A 19,490-nucleotide genomic window follows, 5' to 3' on the forward strand; every position below is an offset into this window, starting at 1 on the left:
CCGAGCTAAGGAAGCATCATCTTTATCTAAACAAGGAGAAAACCATGACCAATCCTGAATTTCCCCAAGACCCCAACACTACCCAAGTTCCCTATCCCAATCTGCCCCCGTTGATTGAAAGTAGAACCACTGAATATTACGGTACCGGGGTTACTAGTTCCGTTAATATTTTGGGGCATCCGATTCACCCGATTATCGTCATTTTTCCTATTGCCTTTCTCAGCGGTGCTGCGGGGTCTGACTTAGGCTATTGGCTTACCCAAGATCCATTTTGGGTGCGGGTTTCTATGTGGCTGATCGGTTTGGGCGCACTGGCTGGAATTTTAGCAGGTTTAGTGGGGATGGTGGATTTTATTCGGATTCCGCGAGTCCGTCATCGTACCGCCGGTTGGGCACATACAATCGCTAATATTGCTGCCCTGGTACTGTCACTGGTCAACTTTGGTCTGCGATTGAACGACCCGGCAACGACTATTTTACCTATCGGTTTGACTCTTTCATTAGTGGTGGCAACCCTGCTCTTGGTAGGCGGTTGGTTTGGCGGCGAACTAACGTTCCGGCACAAGGTGGGGGTAGTTGGCTCCGATAAAACCCTAACGAATGTTTAACGGAGGTTTCCCAATTACCCATCTGTCTTCACGGTGGGGCAAAAAAGTATTCAGATAGAACTTATTTATCAAGATTAATGTCACAAATTAAGCGCGATCGCAGTCTAGATAGTACATTAGGTTTTTTATCACAAGGCTACACCTTTATTTCTCGGCGATGTGAGCGTTACCAAAGCGACATTTTTGAGACTCGGCTGAGATTCCAGAAGGCGATCTGTATCAGAGGCGAGGAGGCAGCGCGAATGTTTTACGAGTCAGGTCGCTTTACCCGCAAAGGTGCCATTCCTCCTACCGCCCTAATGCTACTCCAAGACAAAGGGAGCGTTCAGACATTGGATGGACAAGCCCACTACCATCGCAAGCAGATGTTTATGGCACTGATGAGTGAGAAGAGTAGGCAACAGTTGGCGCACCTGATGGTCGAGCAATGGCATCGGCAATTAGCTAAGTGGGTAACCATGGATCTAGTCCTCCTCCATCCGGAAGTCCAAGAAATTCTCTGTCGCTCTGCCTGTGAGTGGGCTGGCATTCCCCTCTCCGAGTCGGAAGCCAAAGAGCGAACGCGTGAATTTGCGGCAATGATCGACGGCTCGGGTTCCATTGGTCCTCGGAACTGGTGGGGACTCCTGCTGCGAACTCGCACTGAAAGATGGGGGCGGAGAATTATCGATGGGGTGCGTAGTGAGCGACTTGCCGTTCCCGAAGGTAGCGCAGTGGATATTACAGCTGGGCATCGCAATCTAGAGAGAAACTTACTCGACCGAAAGATAGCAGCAGTAGAACTGATTAACTTCCTGCGTTCTACTGTGGCGATCGCTCGCTATATAACCTTCGCTGCCTTGGCACTGTACGAGTATCCAGAATGTCGGGAGAAACTGTTGTCGGGGGATGAGGATTACACCGAACTGTTTATCCAGGAAGTGCGTCGCTTCTATCCCTTCTTTCCGGCGGTAGGAGGACATGTGAAACAGGAGTTTGACTGGAGGGGCTACCACTTCACCAAAGGTACCTGGGTTTTGCTCGATATTTATGGCACGAACCGCGATCCTCGCATTTGGGAAGCGGCCGACACCTTTAAGCCAGAAAGATTTCGAGACTGGAACCACAGTGCCTATAACTTTATTCCTCAAAGAGGAGGTGACCATTACTATAATCACCGCTGTGCTGGAGAGTGGCTCACGATCGAATTAACTAAAACTGCCGTACATTTGCTGACCCATACTATGAGCTACAATGTACCGCGACAAGACTTGACCCTGAATCTGTCGCGCTTGCCAACGATACCAAAAAGCCGTTTCGCGATCGACAATGTCCAGTCTAAGTAATACTTTTGTTTCCTACCCTTAGGAAACCAAAAACCAATCTACAGTGGTCACGCTTTAAATTAAAAAATAATTTAAAAACAAAATAATTGCTATTGAAACTTGTCTAATTCGAGCTGATTCTTAACCTCAAAAATTATGTCTAACGCAGTAGAATTTAAGTTACTAGCTCCCTATAACCAAGCAGCAGTTTTAATCGGATCTTTTTCAGACTGGAAAGAGATATCGATGCAAAAAAACGAACGAGGATATTTCTCTACCTCAGTTGAGTTGGAAGATGGAGTTTATCAGTATAAATTCCGAGTTAGGTCAAAAAATCAAGATCGGCTGGATCGATGGGTAGAAATTAACGATCCTTATGTGACAGCAATCGATGCGGCGACCAATAATGGCGTGATTCGGATTAAAGATGGTCGGCGATTCGACAGAAGAGCTGAAACAGTTAATCGATCGATGCCATGCCAGAGGCATTCGGGTCATCCTAGACCAGATTTACAACCATTCCTCGGAAGAAAGTCCCCTAGTGCAAATTGACCGTGATTACTGGTACTATCATGAGCGCCACCATCCTGATGCTGACCCGATTGATTACTGGGGACCAGAGTTTAACTACAACCATTACGATGAGATACGAGAGACTTTACCAGCTAGGGACTATATTGGGGATGTGGTCAGGTTTTGGATTCAGGAGTACCACATCGATGGCATTCGTTATGATGCCTTAAAAGAAATCGATAACCAAGACTTCTTAAGCTGGATTAGTAGTGAAGCGACTAAGACTGCCGGGTCCAAACCTTTCTACAACATTGGCGAACGGATTCCCGAACGAAGCGATCTCATCGATCCCTATGGACCTATGGATGGCTGCTGGCACGAAAATTTTTACTACACCATTGGACGAAAGACTATTCTGTTGAAGCAGAAAACAACGAATTGATTATTGACATGGGAGAGTACGAAGGGCAAATTTTCATTTGGCAGTAGTCGGCAACCATAACACCAAAAAATAACATCACCCTTTTTATCTATAGATCGCAATATTACTGACCGCATCTTTAGATAGACGATTGAAAATCTGAGAATGATTACTTTTAAGATAAATAGCTTTTCTAAAAGAGTGAATAATACCAATTCTCAAAAGTAACTAGAGACTTAGTCAATCTAAGTTATTGAGATACCTTTATTTCAGAGTTGCGATCTATCTAGCCACTTTTGATAAACGGTATAACTCTTTTGTGTCGTTGTTTTTTAATAAAAATTCAAAAAGGTTGAATAAATATGAGCTTTAACCCCTTAACTGAAAAAGGCATTAGCATCGATAGACAACTACGAAGTTGGTCAGAACTCAACGTGAAACCCTATCGTTCCGAAGATGTCGACCCCTACACTCGTACTCGCGTAATTACTTTAAATGGGATTGAAGTGGAATCGATCTTATTTTCCCATCAATTTGCCCGTCATACCGATCGCCAGGATATCCGCCGTTATTTAGCGATGACGCGTCGGGTGGAACAGCAACAACAGAAAGCGGTCAATTGGCTGATACCTGGCAATGAATCTAATTTAGAAGTTACCATTGGTTACGAACAAGTTGCCGTTGACCTCACCGCTTATCTAGCGCGGACCGAACCGGATCCTTATCTCAAACAAGCGTTTGAGTTTGGCTTACTCGAAGACTTCGACCACCTTTACCGCTACGCTAACCTTTTAGATCTCCTCGATGGGAAAAAAGCCGAACGCATCACCGGAGACTATACCGAAATTATGCCTGGTCGCGCTACTAGTGCAGAACACCGCCATCCTTTTGATGAAGTTCGCAAACCCACAGACCGCCAACAGGCAAATCCCTTGTCTATGTTACATGCAATGACCTTAGTTGCAGCGGAACAGCAGACTATGAACTTCTACATGACAGTGGGAAATCGCCCGATGAATCCTTTAGCACGGGCGCTATATCTAGAGATTGCCCAAATTGAAGAACAGCATGTTACTCACTATGAATCTCTCCTAGACCCCACTGCCTCTTGGTTTGAGCGCGAAGTGATGCATCAGTACAATGAGTGCTATCTCTACTATTCATTTATGCAACAAGAAACAGATCCTCGTATTAAGCAATTGTGGGAACTCCATTTAAATATGGAACTCGAACATCTGCGCTTGGTGTGTGAACTGATGCGACGCTACGAGGATAAGGATCCAGAGTCCATGTTACCGAAAGAGTTGCCCGAACCCATAAAATTCCAAGAGAATAAAGATTATATCCGTCAAGTCCTAACATCTCAGGTCAATCTCACGGGTCATGAAACTGAGTTTGTCCCTGTTGACAGCTTACCTGCAGATGCTCGTTACTTCGAGTATCAAAAGACCGTTAACCAAGACGGTATTCCCAGCGAACAGGTCATTGAAGAACATAGAAAGCAAATGGGGCAAGAGTATCGCGTCGAAACCGAAGGAAAACATCCCTTAGCGGGTGTTTCTTCTAGTATCCTTTAGGTTTTCTCGGTTTTTCCTTGACATTCGGCTTGAATACCCGATCGCGCTTAGCGTTCCTCGACTGTTTTGGACGGGAGTAGCTTGAAACTAGAGTTACCACAATATAGAATTGTACTTTGAGCGCGATCGCTTTACCTGCTAAGTAGCGCTCGGAATGACTTCAAATTTTCCCGATAAAGTCAAAATAATTGCGATTGGTTTTGCTACCACACTCCGCACAAGCGCAAGACTTAAATGGCTTTAATTTCAGCGATCGATACCGGGAAGATTACTCATCATTTAGGCCACCGGAAGCTATTGCGTTCGACTAATCCTAAAAGTAGCCGACGACGATGCTCTAAATCAGCAAGGGAGCGCACAAATTCTTCATCGCTGACCACGGGAATTCCTGCTTGCCGTAGGGATCTCAGATAGATTGCTACTCTAGTAATTTTCTCTTCCCATAGCTGCAATCGATTTGGTTGTAAATGCCTGGTGAAGGAGATTGTATTACGTCCTATCTCGAGAAAGATGAAATGATCGAGTAATAGATCGATAATAGCAGAGAATTTCTTGGGTTTCAGAATTTTTAATCATGGCTCAACTCCTCGACCCGACGAAGTTTAATATTGCTCTATTAGGTTTGGGAGGTCTGCTTTCCGGTTACGCTCTGCTGTCTCGCTTTTTCAAACAGCAGCTTTATCTTTCTGCGCCCATTCTTGCCATACTTTTGGGGGTACTCTGCGGACCCGTTCTCGGTATTTTTGACCTTCATGCGTGGGGCAACCAAGAACTCATTTTAGAAGAACTTGCCCGTCTGGCAATCGCGGTTCAACTAATCTCGACGGCCCTCCGTTTGGAGAAGGCTTATCCCTTCGAGCATTGGCGCAGTTTAGCAATCATTCTGGGTCCTCTGATGCTGGCGATGTGGGCAGTTAGTAGCTTGTTAGTGTACTGGATTCTAAATGTAGAGCTCTGGGTGGCGATACTCATTGGTGCAGTGATTACCCCTACCGATCCCGTTTTAGCCTCAACCATTGTTACCGGTAAATTTGCTAAAAAACATCTTCCTCCAAGGGTTCGTAACCTCTTAGGGGCTGAGTCGGGACTAAATGATGGTTTAGCCTACCCCTTTGTCTTTTTACCCTTGCTCTTTCTCATGCCGTCTCACTCCGACCCACTCGTTCATTGGTTTAGTGTGATTTGGCTTTGGGATGTAGGGGCAGCGATTATTTTTGGCTTGGGGTTGGGTTATCTCGCCGGAAAACTCTTGCAATGGGCGCAGCGTAAAAAAATGATGGATAAACAGTCTTTTTTGGCTTACATGGTCGCCGTTTCTTTCCTTGCTTTGGGTGGAATTAAACTGATTGGGAGTGATGGAATTTTAGCTGTTTTTATGACTGGGGTGGGTTTCGATCTAGTGATAAAATCTTCCGATCGCGTGGAAGAAGAAAATGTACAAGATGCTCTCGATTTAATGACCACCATTACCATGTTTAGTCTTTTTGGTCTAGCCCTACCTTGGCAAGAATGGCTATCTCTCGGTTGGCGGGGATTGGGTTTAGTGATGGCAATCTTGTTACTGCGCCGTCTTCCTGCTTTCTTGATGCTCAATCGCTTCATTCCCCATACTCAAGGATATAAGGATGCCCTGTTCATGGGTTGGTTTGGTCCCATTGGTGTCGCGGCAATTTTCTATGCCAATCTAGTTTCTATGCCAATCTAGCCGCTCACAAAACTGGACTTCTTCAAGTGTGGTAAGTGACTAGTCTCGTCGTTATCGGTTCGGTTATCGTTCATGGCATCACCTCAGTCCCTTTGTCTATGCTATACAGTCACCACTCTAATAATTCTTCCGAACCTCGAGAATAAGTTGGAGACGAGCGAGATCGAATTGAACTTACAGCAGTTTTCTATAGAGTAGACTACAACTTGGTATTAGGCAGAAGGCAGGGGCAGGGGCAGGAGGCAAATCCCTAGCATTCGATTGGACGAGGGCGTACGCACTCCTGTAAAAATAAGGGCGACTCAAGCTTGTCTGAAAACCCACTCATAGGGCTTTTAAAGACTCGAATTAACTTCGAGGCCACAGCCTGTTGACAAGACGCGCTCCTTAAGAAGGATAAAAGAAGCCTCGCCTTAGAGACAGCCCTTGATTTGCCGAGTTTTCGTCGGTAAAGAGGATTTATGAAACTTTAATATAACTAGACAAACTTCACGGATAAACTCTCAATCATGTTAGAGAAGCTTGCTCCATTGGTTGTCTTAGGTTATCTCCCAACTTATCGATGGTGGCATGAGTCGCTCTGACTACTCTTGACTTAACTATTTAGAGAACTCCTGCATTGCCCAATCCTAAGATAACGCCCGCACCGAGAATATGACCCAAGCTAGTAGTAGCTAATAATTCTGGTACGCCAAATTTATCCCACATTTCTGGTTGGGGTACTGGTAAATCAGGACCTTGACCGGGTTTTTGGATAGCATAGCGTCCAATAGCGATCGCAAATAAATTGCACATAATCATGATGATTGCCACTGAAGGATTCCAGTCAATAGTCGTCGGAGAAGCCTGAGCTGCTAAAACTAAAGTAGATATCATGTAAAAATTAACTCCCAATTATTTATAATCTGGTTTAGTTATAGAGATTAGATTATAGGAATCTCTGGGCAAACAACTTGGTTTCGTTGAAATAATTAACAGTAATACGGACTTTATATAGCCAGAATGCGAATTAAGATCTGCGGTATTACCCAGGCACATCAAGGAAAAGCTATAGCGGCATTAGGGGCAACTGCCTTGGGATTTATTTGTGTCGAGCGATCGCCTAGATATATAACCTCGGATCGGATTCAGGACATCGTGAGAGAATTACCAACTAGTGTAGATAAAATTGGCGTATTTGCTAATCAAACAGCAGAGACTATCGCCAAAATCGTAACTAGCACTAATTTAACTGGAGTGCAGCTTCACGGCGACGAATCCCCCAAATATTGCGATCGCCTGCGTCAAATTTTACCGGCAGAAACTGAATTAATTAAAGCTTTTAGAATCAAAACTGCTGCATCTTTAACCGAGGTTAAACCCTATCTCGATCGCATTGATACTATCCTTTTAGATACCTACGATCCGCAAATATTGGGAGGTACGGGAAAGACTCTTAACTGGCAAGATTTACGGCAATTCAAACCTGCTTTACCTTGGCTGCTGGCAGGAGGTTTAACTCCAGATAATATTTTAGAACCTCTCTATCGCCTCAGTCCTGATGGTATCGATCTTTCTAGCGGCGTAGAGCGATCGCCTGGAGATAAAGATATAAGTAAAGTAGAGCAATTATTTGCCGAGTTGCGATCGCAACAATGACAGTTTAACTCGCTGTACTCGAAGGAAGAAGGAAGGAGTAAGAAGGAAGAAGTTACCCTTCTTGAGGGGCTGTCTGCGAAAGAAAACATCGCAGTTCATACGCCCCGTCCCTCTTCCTTCTGTTTAACCAACTACTCGATCCAAAGTCAGATCGATCGCAACTGGTTTACTAAAGATAATATTAATCACAAAAACGATACAGTTAGTAACAAAAGCGATACAAAAATAACTATTTGGTTTTAAGCTGAAGAAAGAATTTATATGGTTTAGCAGTTGATTTGTGGGAATTTTCTACGCTTTAGTTTTCTCAAAGTTGAGTAGAAACTTACCCAAAATATTTTCTATAAAACTGTCCCTTTTACGGCCTTTTTGTGTCGGTTCATCTATTGGGCATTGTTCCATAGCCAGCATTAGAGGTTGTCTGAGAAGTCTGATTTATTACACTAATGCTCCCTAAATCCCCCGCCCCTCCCTACCCCTCCCCAATGCTGGGGAGGGAACGAATGGTCTCCCCCAAATTTGGGGGAGATTAGAGGGGGCAGTGACTATGATTTATTTTCTCCCCAGACTTGGGGGGTTAGGGGGGGGCAAAACTAAGAAATGGAAATTTAAAAAGATAACTTTTCAGATGTCCTCTTAGGTAATATCAATTTGAATTGAGGTAAAAAGTTATGTCATCTACCACCAGATTCCATGATTTTCTAGAGGATTTATCTACAGTAGGGAGTCTCAATAGTAAATCACAATTGTCCTACAAACTCACTCGTGGACTTACTGCGATTGCAAATGCGAGCCAGATGGCATTGGCAGAAAGTTATATTAATGGACTCGAAATTCCCGATCCTCTACTAAAAGGCGGTTTTGACACAATTCTTCCCATATTGTACCAATATTTTCCCGCTCTGCTCGTTCCTTACGAGTGGGTACTCAAACAGAGCGAACAGCTAGCAGAAAGTTCTAATGAATTAATGAAAGTTCAATACGATCTGCCAGAGGAACTGTTTACTCTGATGTTAGAAGAGAGCGAGCTAATTTATCCTAAGTACACTATGGCGTTATGGGAAAAAGGAGCGACAAACATTTTAGAAGCTCAACAGGATATGCTTGACGATGCGATCGAGAAAGTTGGAATTCAAGACGGAGACAATATTCTAGATTTAGGATGCGGTTTTGGAGCGTCTTGTAATTATATTCTGAACCGATTTCCTGACGTGAGAGTGACAGGTGTGAATTTGAGCCGAACGCAATGTCAATATATGCGGAAAAAGATGCAATCTCCTGACAGTCAACTGAGTTCCGAGCGATTTACCCTAATCGAACGCGACTTTAACGAAATTACTTTTGAAACCAAATTTGATAAAGTAGTTGCGATCGGACTACTGGAGCATATTGGCAATTTAACCAAGGCTTTAGAAAAGATAGGGAGTTTTGTAGAAGATAATGGTCGGGTATTTATTCACATTATCTCAGTCCGTTTACCTCACAATATCTTCGATCCTTTTATCAATAAATATATTTTTCCTAAAGCAAGAGCGTGGTATTACGAGCAAATTCCGCTTCTAGATCGACGACTGAAAACTATCGATCGATGGTATATAAATGGGTCGAATTACGCTCAAACTTTGAGAAGTTGGTTAAATAATTTTGATGCGAATCAAAACACAATCAAAACTTTACATTATGACATGAATTATGAGCAATTTCGTCGTATGTGGAGGCTTTATTTACTTTCACTTATTGCTTACTTTGAAGCCTGTAATGGTGAAGTTTTAGGCAACGGTCAATATTTATTAGTTCCTAATTCCTAATCTGGAGGCATGGCAATGACAGAATATTATGAAACTATTATTGTTGGTGGTGGTCCAGCTGGAAGTAGTTGTGCGTGGAAGCTAAAAAAAAGCGGGAAAGAAGTATTAATTCTCGATAAAGAACTATTTCCCCGTTTAAAGCTATGCGCTGGCTGGATAACTTCTAAATTAATGGAAAAGTTAGAATTTACCCCTAATGATTATCCTCACTCAATTCTGAAAATAAACGCAAGAATGTATCTCGCACCCTTTTCCTTTCCCGTCCTTTCAAGTAGGATGATGCCATGGAGAAAAGACTATTCGATTCGCAGAATTGAGTTCGATCGCTGGTTGCTAGAACGTTCCCAGGCTCAAATTAAAACTCATCGTGTAAAAAAAATAGAACGACAAAAAGAGCATTACATCATTGACGATCGCTATAAGTGTAAATATCTAGTAGGAGCAGGAGGAACCGGTTGTCCGGTTAGAAAAACTTTTTTCCCTCACCAGCGTCTGCCGGAAAAACAAATCGTAACTTTAGAAAAAGAATTTGAATATCCCGAACGAGATAGTATAACCCATATATTTCTTTCTGAGCGTGGGCTTAAAGGTTATTCATGGTATGTTCCTAAAGGTAATGGCTTTCTCAATATCGGTTTGGGAGGCTATAGTTCCTATTTCGGGCAATCCCAATTCGGCATTCGCGATTATTTCCGATGGTTTCTCGAAGATCTGGTAAAACGGAGATTATTGGATGAGAAAACCAGCCAAGCACTGAAACCTTCAGGTTATGGATACTATTTGTTTGCCAAACAGGGAGAAGTCAAGCGCGATAACTGCTTTTTGATTGGGGATTCGGCTGGCTTAGCTTCTCTAGATCTAGGTGAAGGAATCTATACAGCTATTGAGAGTGGATTGCTGGTAGCAGATGAGATTCTCGGTAACTCTCAATACTCGAAAACAACTATTTCTAAGTTCAGTCTCAAGCGTCCTTTACAGTGGATAGTGAAACCTTTATAAACCCCGACAAGCGGTGAAAACCATAGTTTTTAATAGGCTCAGCCACCTAGGGAAAGCAGAAGATTTAACTTTAAATAACCGAGGTGAAATCTTAGCTAAAACAACTTATTGCTCAGAAGGCAACAATAAAGCACTTAGTGAAGTGAGATTAATTTACAAATTAGAGATCGCCTGGAGATAAGGATTTAGCTAAAGTAGAGCGATTATTTACCGAGTTGCGATCGCTTCAATGAAATAGTTGGCAGTAAATTTAAGGAGTAGTATAAAAAGTTATCAACTTGTCATACTAGTTACCAACTGCCATAAATTGTCATAATTCGATCGCAGATTTTTAAGCTTTTCTTATTTATTGTGCACACCTTTTTTTGTACTCTTAATGGTAGAAATTTTACTACCTACAGAAATGCTTTACTATCGGCGGTTATTTCCAATTAGTGCGGTGTGCGGTTTGTATCTATACAGTTTATCTATGGCTGAGGTGGCGCGATCGCAGTCTATCACTTCAGATGGTACTTTACCCAACCCTACAGAAGTAAATCCTCAAGGTAACGTCACCGAAATAACTGGCGGTACGGCACGAGGCAGCAATTTATTTCACAGCTTTCAAGAGTTTTCTGTCGATGTTGGCACTGAGGCTTTCTTTAACAATGCGGATACCATTTCCAATATCCTCTCTAGGGTAACTGGGGGCGATACCTCCAGCATCAACGGGATGATTAGTACTAACGATGCCAGTTTGTTTTTAATTAATCCCGCAGGGATTATCTTTGGTGCGGGGGCGAGTTTGAATCTCGGTGGAGGTTCGTTCTACGGTAGCACCGCCGATAGCCTGTTATTTCCCGAAGGAGAGTTTAGCGCGGTAAATCCGGACAATACCCCAGTTTTAACTATTAATGCTCCTATTGGGCTGCGTTTGCGCGACAGTTCTGCTCCGATTGAGGTTACGGGAGATAGCGCCACTAGAACTTTTGTTAATTTAGCAGTTAATTTAGGACAAAACTTTAGTTTGATTGGTGGCGAGATCGATTTTAATACGGGAGTAGCTATTGCCCCAAGTGGAAGAATTGAGTTAGGAAGCTTATCAGAATCGGGAATCGTTAGTCTAAATGAAGATTTTAGTATCAATTTTCCTGAAAACGTAGGCAGAACAGATATTAACTTTGCTAATGCAGGTGTTAGTGTCGCCAGCGAAGAAGGTGGTTCGATAAATCTCAATGCTCGCAATATTAATTTGACTAATGATAGTCGTATTGTAGGAGGACTCGTATCAACAGGAATTAACGTACCGGATGCGGAAGCGGTAGATGTGGTTATAAATGCTACAGATACACTATCCATAAGCGGTATTAACACTACGAGTGGATTAAATAGTGCAATTTTCAATAATATTGAATCAGGAGCAGTAGGTAATGGTGGAAATGTTCGAATCAGTTCAAAAAATCTCTCTTTAACCAATGGCGGTCAGATACAAACTGTGGTGCATCGGGGTAACCCTAATTTGGAACTCGAATCAGGAAATGGCATCGCTGGCGATATAGTTATCGATGTCGCAGAAGCCGTCACTATTGAAGGGGTCAGCGAGATTGTCAATGTCGGTGGATTTGATAGCAGTTTTCCCAGCTTGATTTCCAGTAGTTTGGATTTGGGAGCAACAGGTGCAAGTGGAGAGATTTCGATCGCTTCTGACTCTTTGTCTTTAATTGATGGTGGTCGAATTTTAAGTAGTACTTTTGGTCGAGGTAATGCAGGAAATATCACTCTCGATGTCAGCAACGATATCAAGCTTGAGGGAGCCAATCAATTTCTCACTCAAGGAATCTCCAATGATGCCTTGAGCAGCATTTCCAGTAACGTAGAATCGCGAGCAGAAGGAGATGGAGGCTTAATCGATATTCAAGCCCAAAATCTCTCTTTAACCAATGGCGGTCAGATACAAACTGTGGTGCGTCGGGGTAACCCTAATTTGGAACTCGAATCAGGAAATGGCATCGCTGGCGATATAGTTATCGATGTCGCAGAAGCCGTCACTATTGAAGGGGTCAGCGAGATTGTCAATGTCGGTGGATTTGATAGCAGTTTTCCCAGCTTGATTTCCAGTAGTTTGGATTTGGGAGCAACAGGTGCAAGTGGAGAGATTTCGATCGCTTCTGACTCTTTGTCTTTAATTGATGGTGGTCGAATTTTAAGTAGTACTTTTGGTCGAGGTAATGCAGGAAATATCACTCTCGATGTCAGCAACGATATCAAGCTTGAGGGAGCCAATCAATTTCTCACTCAAGGAATCTCCAATGATGTATTGAGTGGTATTTTCAGTGACGTAGCATCGCGAGCAGAAGGAGATGGTGGTAGCATTGAGGTTACCACCGATGAACTCTCGATTACCAACGGTGCTGGAATTAATGCCGGTACTTTTGGTGAAGGAAATGGCGGCACGATTTTCGTCGATGCTACATTGATAACACTCGATGGTACGGCACCCAATGGTCAATTTGTCAGTGGAATTTTTAATACGGTAAATCAAGGAGCAAGAGGCAATGGTGGGGACATTGAAGTTACTACCGATGAACTCTCGATAACCAACGGCGCTAATATTAACGTTAGTAATCTTGGAGAAGGAAATAGCGGCAATCTTTTAGTTAAAGCAGATGCTTTAACTCTAAATGGTGGAGGGATTTTTGCTGCCAATATACCATCAGAATCTAATGCTGCTAACGAAGCCTCAGTATTAGGAGGCAATATAACTCTGGAAATAGCAGATAATCTTATTCTGCGCAACAACAGCTCGATCTCTGCTCAAGCTGGAGAGAACGCTTCTGGTGGCAATATTAATATTAATGCAGATTTTGTTATTGCTTTCTCAAGCAGCGGCGATGGTAACGATATTATCGCTAGTGCAGAACAAGGAGCAGGGGGAAGGATTAATATTTCTACTCAGCAAATTTTTGGTTTAGAAGAAAGAGAAGCAGTACCAGGAAATGGCTCTAATGATATCGATGCTACCTCCGATTTTGGACTTGATGGCACGGTAAACATTAGTACCTTTACTGACGATCTTCTTCAAGGAGCGGCTGAACTACCTACAAATCTGGTAGAACCAGAGCAAACTATCACTCAAGCCTGTCAGAGCGATCGCGCTTCTGGAACATCGGGTACCTTAACTATCCTGGGTAAGGGTGGCGTACCTCCAGAACCTGTCGCGCCTTTAAATAGCGATGTGTTGATTATTGAGGGAGATGCCACGACGGCAACAAATTCAGCACCACAGGTGATTAAAACTGCTCAAGGGGATATCGTTCCCGCTCGAGGAGTAGAAATTACTGAAGATGGTCGGGTTTTGTTGGTTGCCTATCCTACTAGCAATAACCAACGCACTCCAGCAGCGAGGACTAACTGTGGCAAATAGGTCGGTTTAATGGCGATCGCCATCTTGGCTAACTAGAGCGATTTTAAGTAGAATAGCTAATAAACTTCTGTCTCCTGCCTCCTGTCTAATACCGAGATCTGGTCTGCCCAAGAGAAAACTGCTTTAATTGACCCTGGAACGCGGTTTAATTAATAGTTGTTCGTAAATATTGGATATCGATGAAAATCTTAGTAATAGGTAGCGGTGGCAGAGAACACGCCATAGCCTGGACATTATTGCGATCGTCTAATGTGACATGGGTATTTTGCGCCCCTGGTAATGGCGGTACTGCAAAAATGGAAAATTGTCGCAATTTAGCTCTAGCGGTAGATGACTTTGAAGGAATAGCTGATGCAGTCAGAGAAAACGAGATCTCTTTAGTAGTAGTGGGACCAGAAGTACCTCTGTCTTTGGGAATTAGCGATTATCTCCAACAGCAGCAAATTCCCGTATTTGGTCCTAATCGAGCAGGGGCGCAACTCGAGTCTAGTAAGAGTTGGGCAAAAGAATTGATGCGGGCGGCAAATATTCCCACCGCCCATGCTGATAGTTTTAGCGATCCGACGGCGGCTAAGGAATATGTAAGGCAACAGAATGCACCGATAGTTATTAAAGTCGATGGTTTAGCTGCAGGTAAAGGAGTCGTAGTAGCAGCAACAATTCCAGAAGCGATCGCGGCGATCGACGGTTTATTTCGTCAAAACTTTTCCCGCCTAGTTATTGAAGAATTTCTGATGGGAGAAGAAGTTTCAGTTCTCGCCCTGACTGACGGAAAAACTATTCGCCCCCTACTACCCGCACAAGACCACAAACCCATCGGCGAAGGAGATACGGGAAAAAACACTGGGGGCATGGGCGCATACGCACCGGTACCCATAGTAGACGTGCGACTGCAACAGCGAATTCAGCAGGAAATTCTCCAACCGACACTAGACGCTATAAACCAGCGCGGTATCGATTATCGGGGTGTAATCTATGCTGGCTTGATGATTACTCCCCAAGGCGACCCTAAAGTAATTGAATTTAACTGTCGCTTTGGCGATCCTGAGACTCAAGCGGTTTTACCTCTACTGGCAACCTCTCTCGATGAATTACTCCTCGCCTGTGTAGAAGGGCGACTAGCATCCCAACCCCCAATCGCCTGGAATGGTAAAGCCGCCGTCTGTGTAGTGCTTGCTTCTGGAGGCTATCCCGATCGCTACCACAAAGGATATGAAATTTCTGGATTAGATACTGCTTCTGCACCGGAAGTTATGGTTTTTCAAGCCGGAACCAAACTGCGGGGCGATCGCTTCATTACCGACGGTGGTCGGGTATTGGGAGTTACCGCCCTAGGAGACAATCATGCAGAGGCGATCGCTCTAGCATACGATAAGGTAAAATCGATTCGGTTTGAAGAAATGTATTACCGTCGCGACATTGGATATCGGCTCGGCAAATAAAATTCTCCAATTACCTCCGTACTAATTGATAAACTATAATTGCAGGCATCTTAACATTTATTAATTATTTACGCGGAGTATTTTGCTGACTCTTATTACCAAGATTAAAGAAATTATTGCCCTCTGGTGGTCGGAATTTACCCTCCAGACCAAACTCATGGCAGCGGCTACTTTAGTAGTTTCCTTGGTTATGAGTGGTCTAACTTTCTGGACGGTAAACACTATTCAACAAGATGCTAGGGTTCACGATACTCGCTTTGGCAACGATTTAGGGTTGCTATTAGCTGCTAATGCTGCCCCTTTTATTGCCGAAGATGACCTCAATGGCTTAGCTCGTTTTTCCAGTCGTTTTTTCCTCAGTACCTCCAGCGTACGTTACCTGATTTATGCCGATCGCGAAGGCAATATCTTTTTTGGTATTCCCTACTCCCAGGCGGAGGTACAGAATTCTCTAACTATCGAGCGTCAAATTCAGTTACCAGAGGACTATGCCGAAAACAGCGAACTCCCCTTTATTCGCCAGCATGATACTCCTAATGGCGAAGTTACCGACGTATTCGTTCCTTTAAGACACGAAGATAAGTATTTAGGAGTTTTAGCAGTTGGGATTAATCCCAACCCTACGATTGTCGCTTCTTCGAATCTCACTAGAGATGTAACTATTTCGGTGTTTATCACGATCTGGGCGATGGTGATCTTGGGCAACGTTTTTAATGCGTTGATGATTACCAGACCGATTAAGGAACTATTAGTCGGGGTGAGAAATATCGCCGCTAAAAATTTCAAACAGCGGATCGATCTCCCTCTGAGAGGAGAACTAGGAGAACTAATTGCCAGCTTCAATTTTATGGCAGAACGCTTAGAAAAATATGAAGAGCAAAATATTGAGGAATTAACTGCCGAAAAAGCCAAGCTGGAAACTCTAGTATCTACCATCGCTGACGGTGCAGTTCTCATCGATACCAACATGAAGATTATTCTGGTCAACCCCACCGCCAGACGCATCTTTGGCTGGGAAGAAAAGGCGATCGGCGAAAACATCCTCCATTATTTGCCATCGGAACTTACAGTTAAATTAACCAAGCCTCTCTATCAAATTATTGCCGATACGAGAGAGGGAGAATTAACAACCCTGACTCATGATGCCGATCGCAGTCATACAGATAACGCTGAAGATGTACTTCCCCAAGATGAATTTCGCATTACTATCAAACAACCAGTAGAGAGAACGGTGAGAGTTTTACTCCGAAAAGTGGTCGATAGCGAACGGGAAAACATTAAAGGAATTGCCATGACCATTCAGGATATTACCCGCGAAGTCGAACTAAATGAAGCTAAAAGTCAGTTTATTAGCAATGTCTCCCACGAATTGAGAACCCCTTTATTTAATATCAAATCCTTTATCGAAACCCTGTTCGAATATGGCGAAGATCTGAGTGAGACTCAGAAGCGAGAATTTTTAGCAACGGCGAATCACGAAACCGATCGCCTCAGCCGTTTGGTTAACGATGTTTTAGATTTATCTCGTTTAGAATCTTCTCGAACCTACCAACTGGGTGAGGTCGATCTAACCCAAACCATCGAACAGACTCTCAGAACCTATCAACTCAATGCCAAGGATAAAGGTATTGCCCTAGACCAGCAAATCTCCCCCAATTTGCCCACCGTACTCGGTCATTACGACCTCTTGTTACAGGTGTTAGCGAATTTGGTTGGCAACAGTCTCAAATTTACTCCCGCCGGAGGTAAAGTAACGATTCGCGCCTATCCAGTCGAATCCGACACCGTAATCTCGACTCATCCCCGGCAGGTGAGAGTAGAAGTAATCGATACCGGGATTGGGATTTCTCCAGAAGATAAAGAAGCAATTTTCGAACGTTTCTTCCGGGTTGAAAATCGAGTTCACACCTTAGAAGGGACTGGACTGGGTCTTTCGATCGTCCGTAACATCATTGAAAAACACAACAGCCAAGTTCACTTAAAAAGTGAAGTCGGAGCGGGCACTACTTTTTGGTTCGATCTGCCAGTTTACGAACATTCCCATTCGGAGCACAATTTAATTCAAGCAGTAGAGACCGTTGAAGAGGAACCGTAATTGCTGCCTAAAATGCCAATAGAATACTGACCAGGGCGATAACGGCGATCGCGACCAAACCTCGATGGCGACCGAGCCAGTATTTGACTGACTGAAAACCATTTGCAGTTGGATGTGTAGTTTCTTCTTTTAATGGCAAAGAAGAGTCGCGAAATAAAGTGCATGTTTTAGCATGAGGACGCTGAGGAAAATTACAGGTATCGTCATCATGATAGACACAGCGATCGCACAAATATTCGCTTTCGGTCGCCCGATACAGAGGTATACCGGGATGACCGAAAGCTTTAAGCTGGTAGCGACAGTGAGGACATTCTATTGCTTGGGAATCGATCGCGCGATCGCAGCGGGGACAGTTAGCCATAAAATCGAACCTTAAGACAAGCTAGTTTTATTTTCTCATCTAGGAAAATTTGCGTATTTGAAATTCCTTGCTTTCTAGCATTTTATATTGAGTTCCCCCCATCGCCTCAGCAAATTGGCGATCGGTAGCAGTTAAAACTTCCAGAGGAACCGCTTTCCACTGTTGGCGACTCTGCCAGCGAATGACGAAGATAACTTCATTGCTTTTACTGGGATCTAGCCAAACTTCTTTACCGACAAAACCAGGTTGTTGGCTTAGGGTTGCCGTCCAAATCGCTTCGTCTTGTCGAATAAATTTTTCTCGAGTTTCTGGTGCTACTCTAAATTTAAGCCATTCAATAACCATGCAAGTCGATCGAGAGATAAATCAACAATAATATATCTTGTATGAGGGCAAAGACATTTGACTTCGTTCCCCTGCAGTATACCGTTTACCATTCTACGATGGCAGTAACATAGTAAGTAAATTTGAGGAAATTAATATGGAAAGTAATGATTGGCTGAGACAGTTATTAATGGTCGGTATCGGTACCACTTCTCTGGTTGCCGAAAAAATTCGAGAAGTTAGCCAAGAATGGGTCAGAGAAGGAAAAATCAACTCCGAACAAGCCAAGTCTATGGTTGACGATTTAATGCGCCAATTTAGTTCCGAATCTGGAACGATGCAACAGCAAGCTGAAAGACAAGTAAGAAATATGCTCCAGGATTTGGGCGTTCCTCGACAATCAGAATTAGACGAATTAAGAGGCAGAATCGATCGCCTCGAACGTCAAGTTAGAAACTTAGAAAACAAAAGCTGGCGTTAACCGAGCGCCAAATGATCGATAACGTTTTTCTGGCTTTGGAAGGTAAGAACTAGGTCGTAAGCTGTTGGCTATTAGTTAACTTAAAGCTATTAGCTTTCAGCTATTGGCAACAATAAAGTTATTAAGTGAGAGCGAAGGAGGTTGAGTAGATTTACCCGCGAGCGAAACTTTAAAAATGAAGCCAATGGTCGATCGCTAAGGACAATTTAACTTGTAATAGAGATAAGATTAATTTCTAATAGCCGACAACTCAAAAAGCGATCGGCTAAGATTAAATAGCGATTTTTTGTGGTGCAATGGTTTTAAATTTGATTTGACACCAAATATAAAAAACTAAAAATAACTTCGTTTCCCGCCTTCCTCAAAAAACTTTTAGTGAATGACTTTATTGTTTGAGATAGCCGATCTGTGATTACCTTAACCCTATTACATCCTTTAAGAGAAATAGCAGTTCAAAGCTGGACTTTTGAAGATAAATCGACTATTCGGATCGGGCGTGCCCCTGATAATGAAGTAGTGTTATATAGTGCTGTAGTATCGCGCTACCATGTCGAAGTCAAAAAAACCGAACAAAGTTGGGAAGTAATTAATTTGGGAGCAAATGGCACCTACGTTGACGGAAAAAAAATTACTAAAGCTCCTATATTTGATGGTACGATTTTCCGACTAGCAACCTCGGGACCGAAAATCTTAGTCAAAATTGAATCAGAATTTCCCGAACCAGAAGAGCTTGACGAACTTCACCGCCAAGAAGAACTAAAAAAGAAAATTTTAAAATCTTCTAAAGATACTTTGATTAATTAGAACGATT

Annotated in this window: 16 protein-coding genes and 1 pseudogene; 13 read left to right on the top strand and 4 right to left on the bottom strand. The window is 43.2% G+C overall.

All coding sequences use genetic code 11. The annotated features are described in order from the left end of the window. Positions 1-44: 44 nt before the first annotated feature. From ACLFKQ_RS03665 to ACLFKQ_RS03680, 4 genes and pseudogenes are all read left to right on the top strand, one after another. Positions 45-608 (top strand): DUF2231 domain-containing protein, encoded by a 564-nt coding sequence (locus tag ACLFKQ_RS03665; protein WP_448998533.1) that lies wholly within the window; start codon positions 45-47, stop codon positions 606-608. Positions 609-685: 77 nt separating this feature from the next. After that, positions 686-1,933, top strand: coding sequence for a cytochrome P450 (locus ACLFKQ_RS03670; protein WP_448998534.1), 1,248 nt, complete (start codon positions 686-688; stop codon positions 1,931-1,933). 135 nt (positions 1,934-2,068) lie between these two features. Further along, positions 2,069-2,825: pseudogene (locus ACLFKQ_RS03675) on the top strand (alpha-amylase family glycosyl hydrolase); the annotation flags it as partial. Between the two features lie 383 nt (positions 2,826-3,208). Continuing rightward, positions 3,209-4,423, top strand: a complete 1,215-nt coding sequence (locus tag ACLFKQ_RS03680; protein WP_448998535.1) for a hypothetical protein — start codon at positions 3,209-3,211, stop codon at positions 4,421-4,423. 275 nt (positions 4,424-4,698) lie between these two features. On the opposite strand, the gene ACLFKQ_RS03685 is transcribed toward ACLFKQ_RS03680, so the two are convergent. Continuing rightward, the gene (locus ACLFKQ_RS03685) at positions 4,699-4,875 is read right to left on the bottom strand and encodes a hypothetical protein (protein WP_448998536.1); all 177 of its coding nucleotides are present in this window, start codon (positions 4,873-4,875) and stop codon (positions 4,699-4,701) included. A 122-nt stretch (positions 4,876-4,997) separates the two neighbouring features. Between ACLFKQ_RS03685 and ACLFKQ_RS03690 the strand changes: the two genes are divergently transcribed. After that, positions 4,998-6,128, top strand: coding sequence for a cation:proton antiporter domain-containing protein (locus ACLFKQ_RS03690; protein ID WP_448998537.1), 1,131 nt, complete (start codon positions 4,998-5,000; stop codon positions 6,126-6,128). 603 nt (positions 6,129-6,731) lie between these two features. On the opposite strand, the gene psaK is transcribed toward ACLFKQ_RS03690, so the two are convergent. Next, on the bottom strand, positions 6,732-7,004 hold the full coding sequence (gene psaK, locus ACLFKQ_RS03695) for a photosystem I reaction center subunit PsaK (protein WP_448998538.1): 273 nt from the start codon (positions 7,002-7,004) through the stop codon (positions 6,732-6,734). Positions 7,005-7,130: 126 nt separating this feature from the next. Between psaK and ACLFKQ_RS03700 the strand changes: the two genes are divergently transcribed. The 6 genes from ACLFKQ_RS03700 to nblS all read left to right on the top strand — a co-directional run bounded on the left by ACLFKQ_RS03700 (position 7,131) and on the right by nblS (position 17,513). Next, positions 7,131-7,766: a phosphoribosylanthranilate isomerase gene (locus ACLFKQ_RS03700; protein WP_448998539.1), complete on the top strand. Its 636-nt coding sequence runs from the start codon at positions 7,131-7,133 to the stop codon at positions 7,764-7,766. A 671-nt stretch (positions 7,767-8,437) separates the two neighbouring features. Then, a complete protein-coding gene (locus ACLFKQ_RS03705; RefSeq protein ID WP_448998540.1) occupies positions 8,438-9,574 on the top strand; it encodes a class I SAM-dependent methyltransferase in 1,137 nt (378 codons plus the stop codon). A gap of 15 nt (positions 9,575-9,589) precedes the next feature. Further along, on the top strand, positions 9,590-10,573 hold the full coding sequence (locus ACLFKQ_RS03710; protein WP_448998541.1) for an NAD(P)-binding protein: 984 nt from the start codon (positions 9,590-9,592) through the stop codon (positions 10,571-10,573). A gap of 376 nt (positions 10,574-10,949) precedes the next feature. Continuing rightward, positions 10,950-13,976 (top strand): two-partner secretion domain-containing protein, encoded by a 3,027-nt coding sequence (locus ACLFKQ_RS03715; RefSeq protein WP_448998542.1) that lies wholly within the window; start codon positions 10,950-10,952, stop codon positions 13,974-13,976. 179 nt (positions 13,977-14,155) lie between these two features. Beyond that, complete coding sequence (gene purD, locus ACLFKQ_RS03720) at positions 14,156-15,418, top strand: phosphoribosylamine--glycine ligase (protein ID WP_448998543.1); 1,263 nt, start codon at positions 14,156-14,158, stop codon at positions 15,416-15,418. Between the two features lie 157 nt (positions 15,419-15,575). Beyond that, positions 15,576-17,513 (top strand): two-component system sensor histidine kinase NblS, encoded by a 1,938-nt coding sequence (gene nblS, locus ACLFKQ_RS03725; RefSeq protein WP_448999447.1) that lies wholly within the window; start codon positions 15,576-15,578, stop codon positions 17,511-17,513. A 7-nt stretch (positions 17,514-17,520) separates the two neighbouring features. Here the strand turns inward: nblS and ACLFKQ_RS03730 are convergent, their stop codons facing one another. Together ACLFKQ_RS03730 and ACLFKQ_RS03735 are read right to left on the bottom strand one after the other, a co-directional pair. Then, positions 17,521-17,874, bottom strand: coding sequence for a zinc ribbon domain-containing protein (locus ACLFKQ_RS03730; protein WP_448998544.1), 354 nt, complete (start codon positions 17,872-17,874; stop codon positions 17,521-17,523). 39 nt (positions 17,875-17,913) lie between these two features. Next, a complete protein-coding gene (locus tag ACLFKQ_RS03735) occupies positions 17,914-18,219 on the bottom strand; it encodes a TIGR03792 family protein (RefSeq protein ID WP_448998545.1) in 306 nt (101 codons plus the stop codon). A 136-nt stretch (positions 18,220-18,355) separates the two neighbouring features. On the opposite strand from ACLFKQ_RS03735, the gene ACLFKQ_RS03740 reads away from it, so the two are divergent. Both ACLFKQ_RS03740 and ACLFKQ_RS03745 read left to right on the top strand, forming a co-directional pair. Then, complete coding sequence (locus ACLFKQ_RS03740; protein WP_448998546.1) at positions 18,356-18,679, top strand: phasin family protein; 324 nt, start codon at positions 18,356-18,358, stop codon at positions 18,677-18,679. 408 nt (positions 18,680-19,087) lie between these two features. Next, positions 19,088-19,483: an FHA domain-containing protein gene (locus ACLFKQ_RS03745; protein ID WP_448998547.1), complete on the top strand. Its 396-nt coding sequence runs from the start codon at positions 19,088-19,090 to the stop codon at positions 19,481-19,483. Positions 19,484-19,490: the final 7 nt, after the last annotated feature.

The sequence above is a fragment of the Myxosarcina sp. GI1(2024) genome (assembly GCF_053543375.1).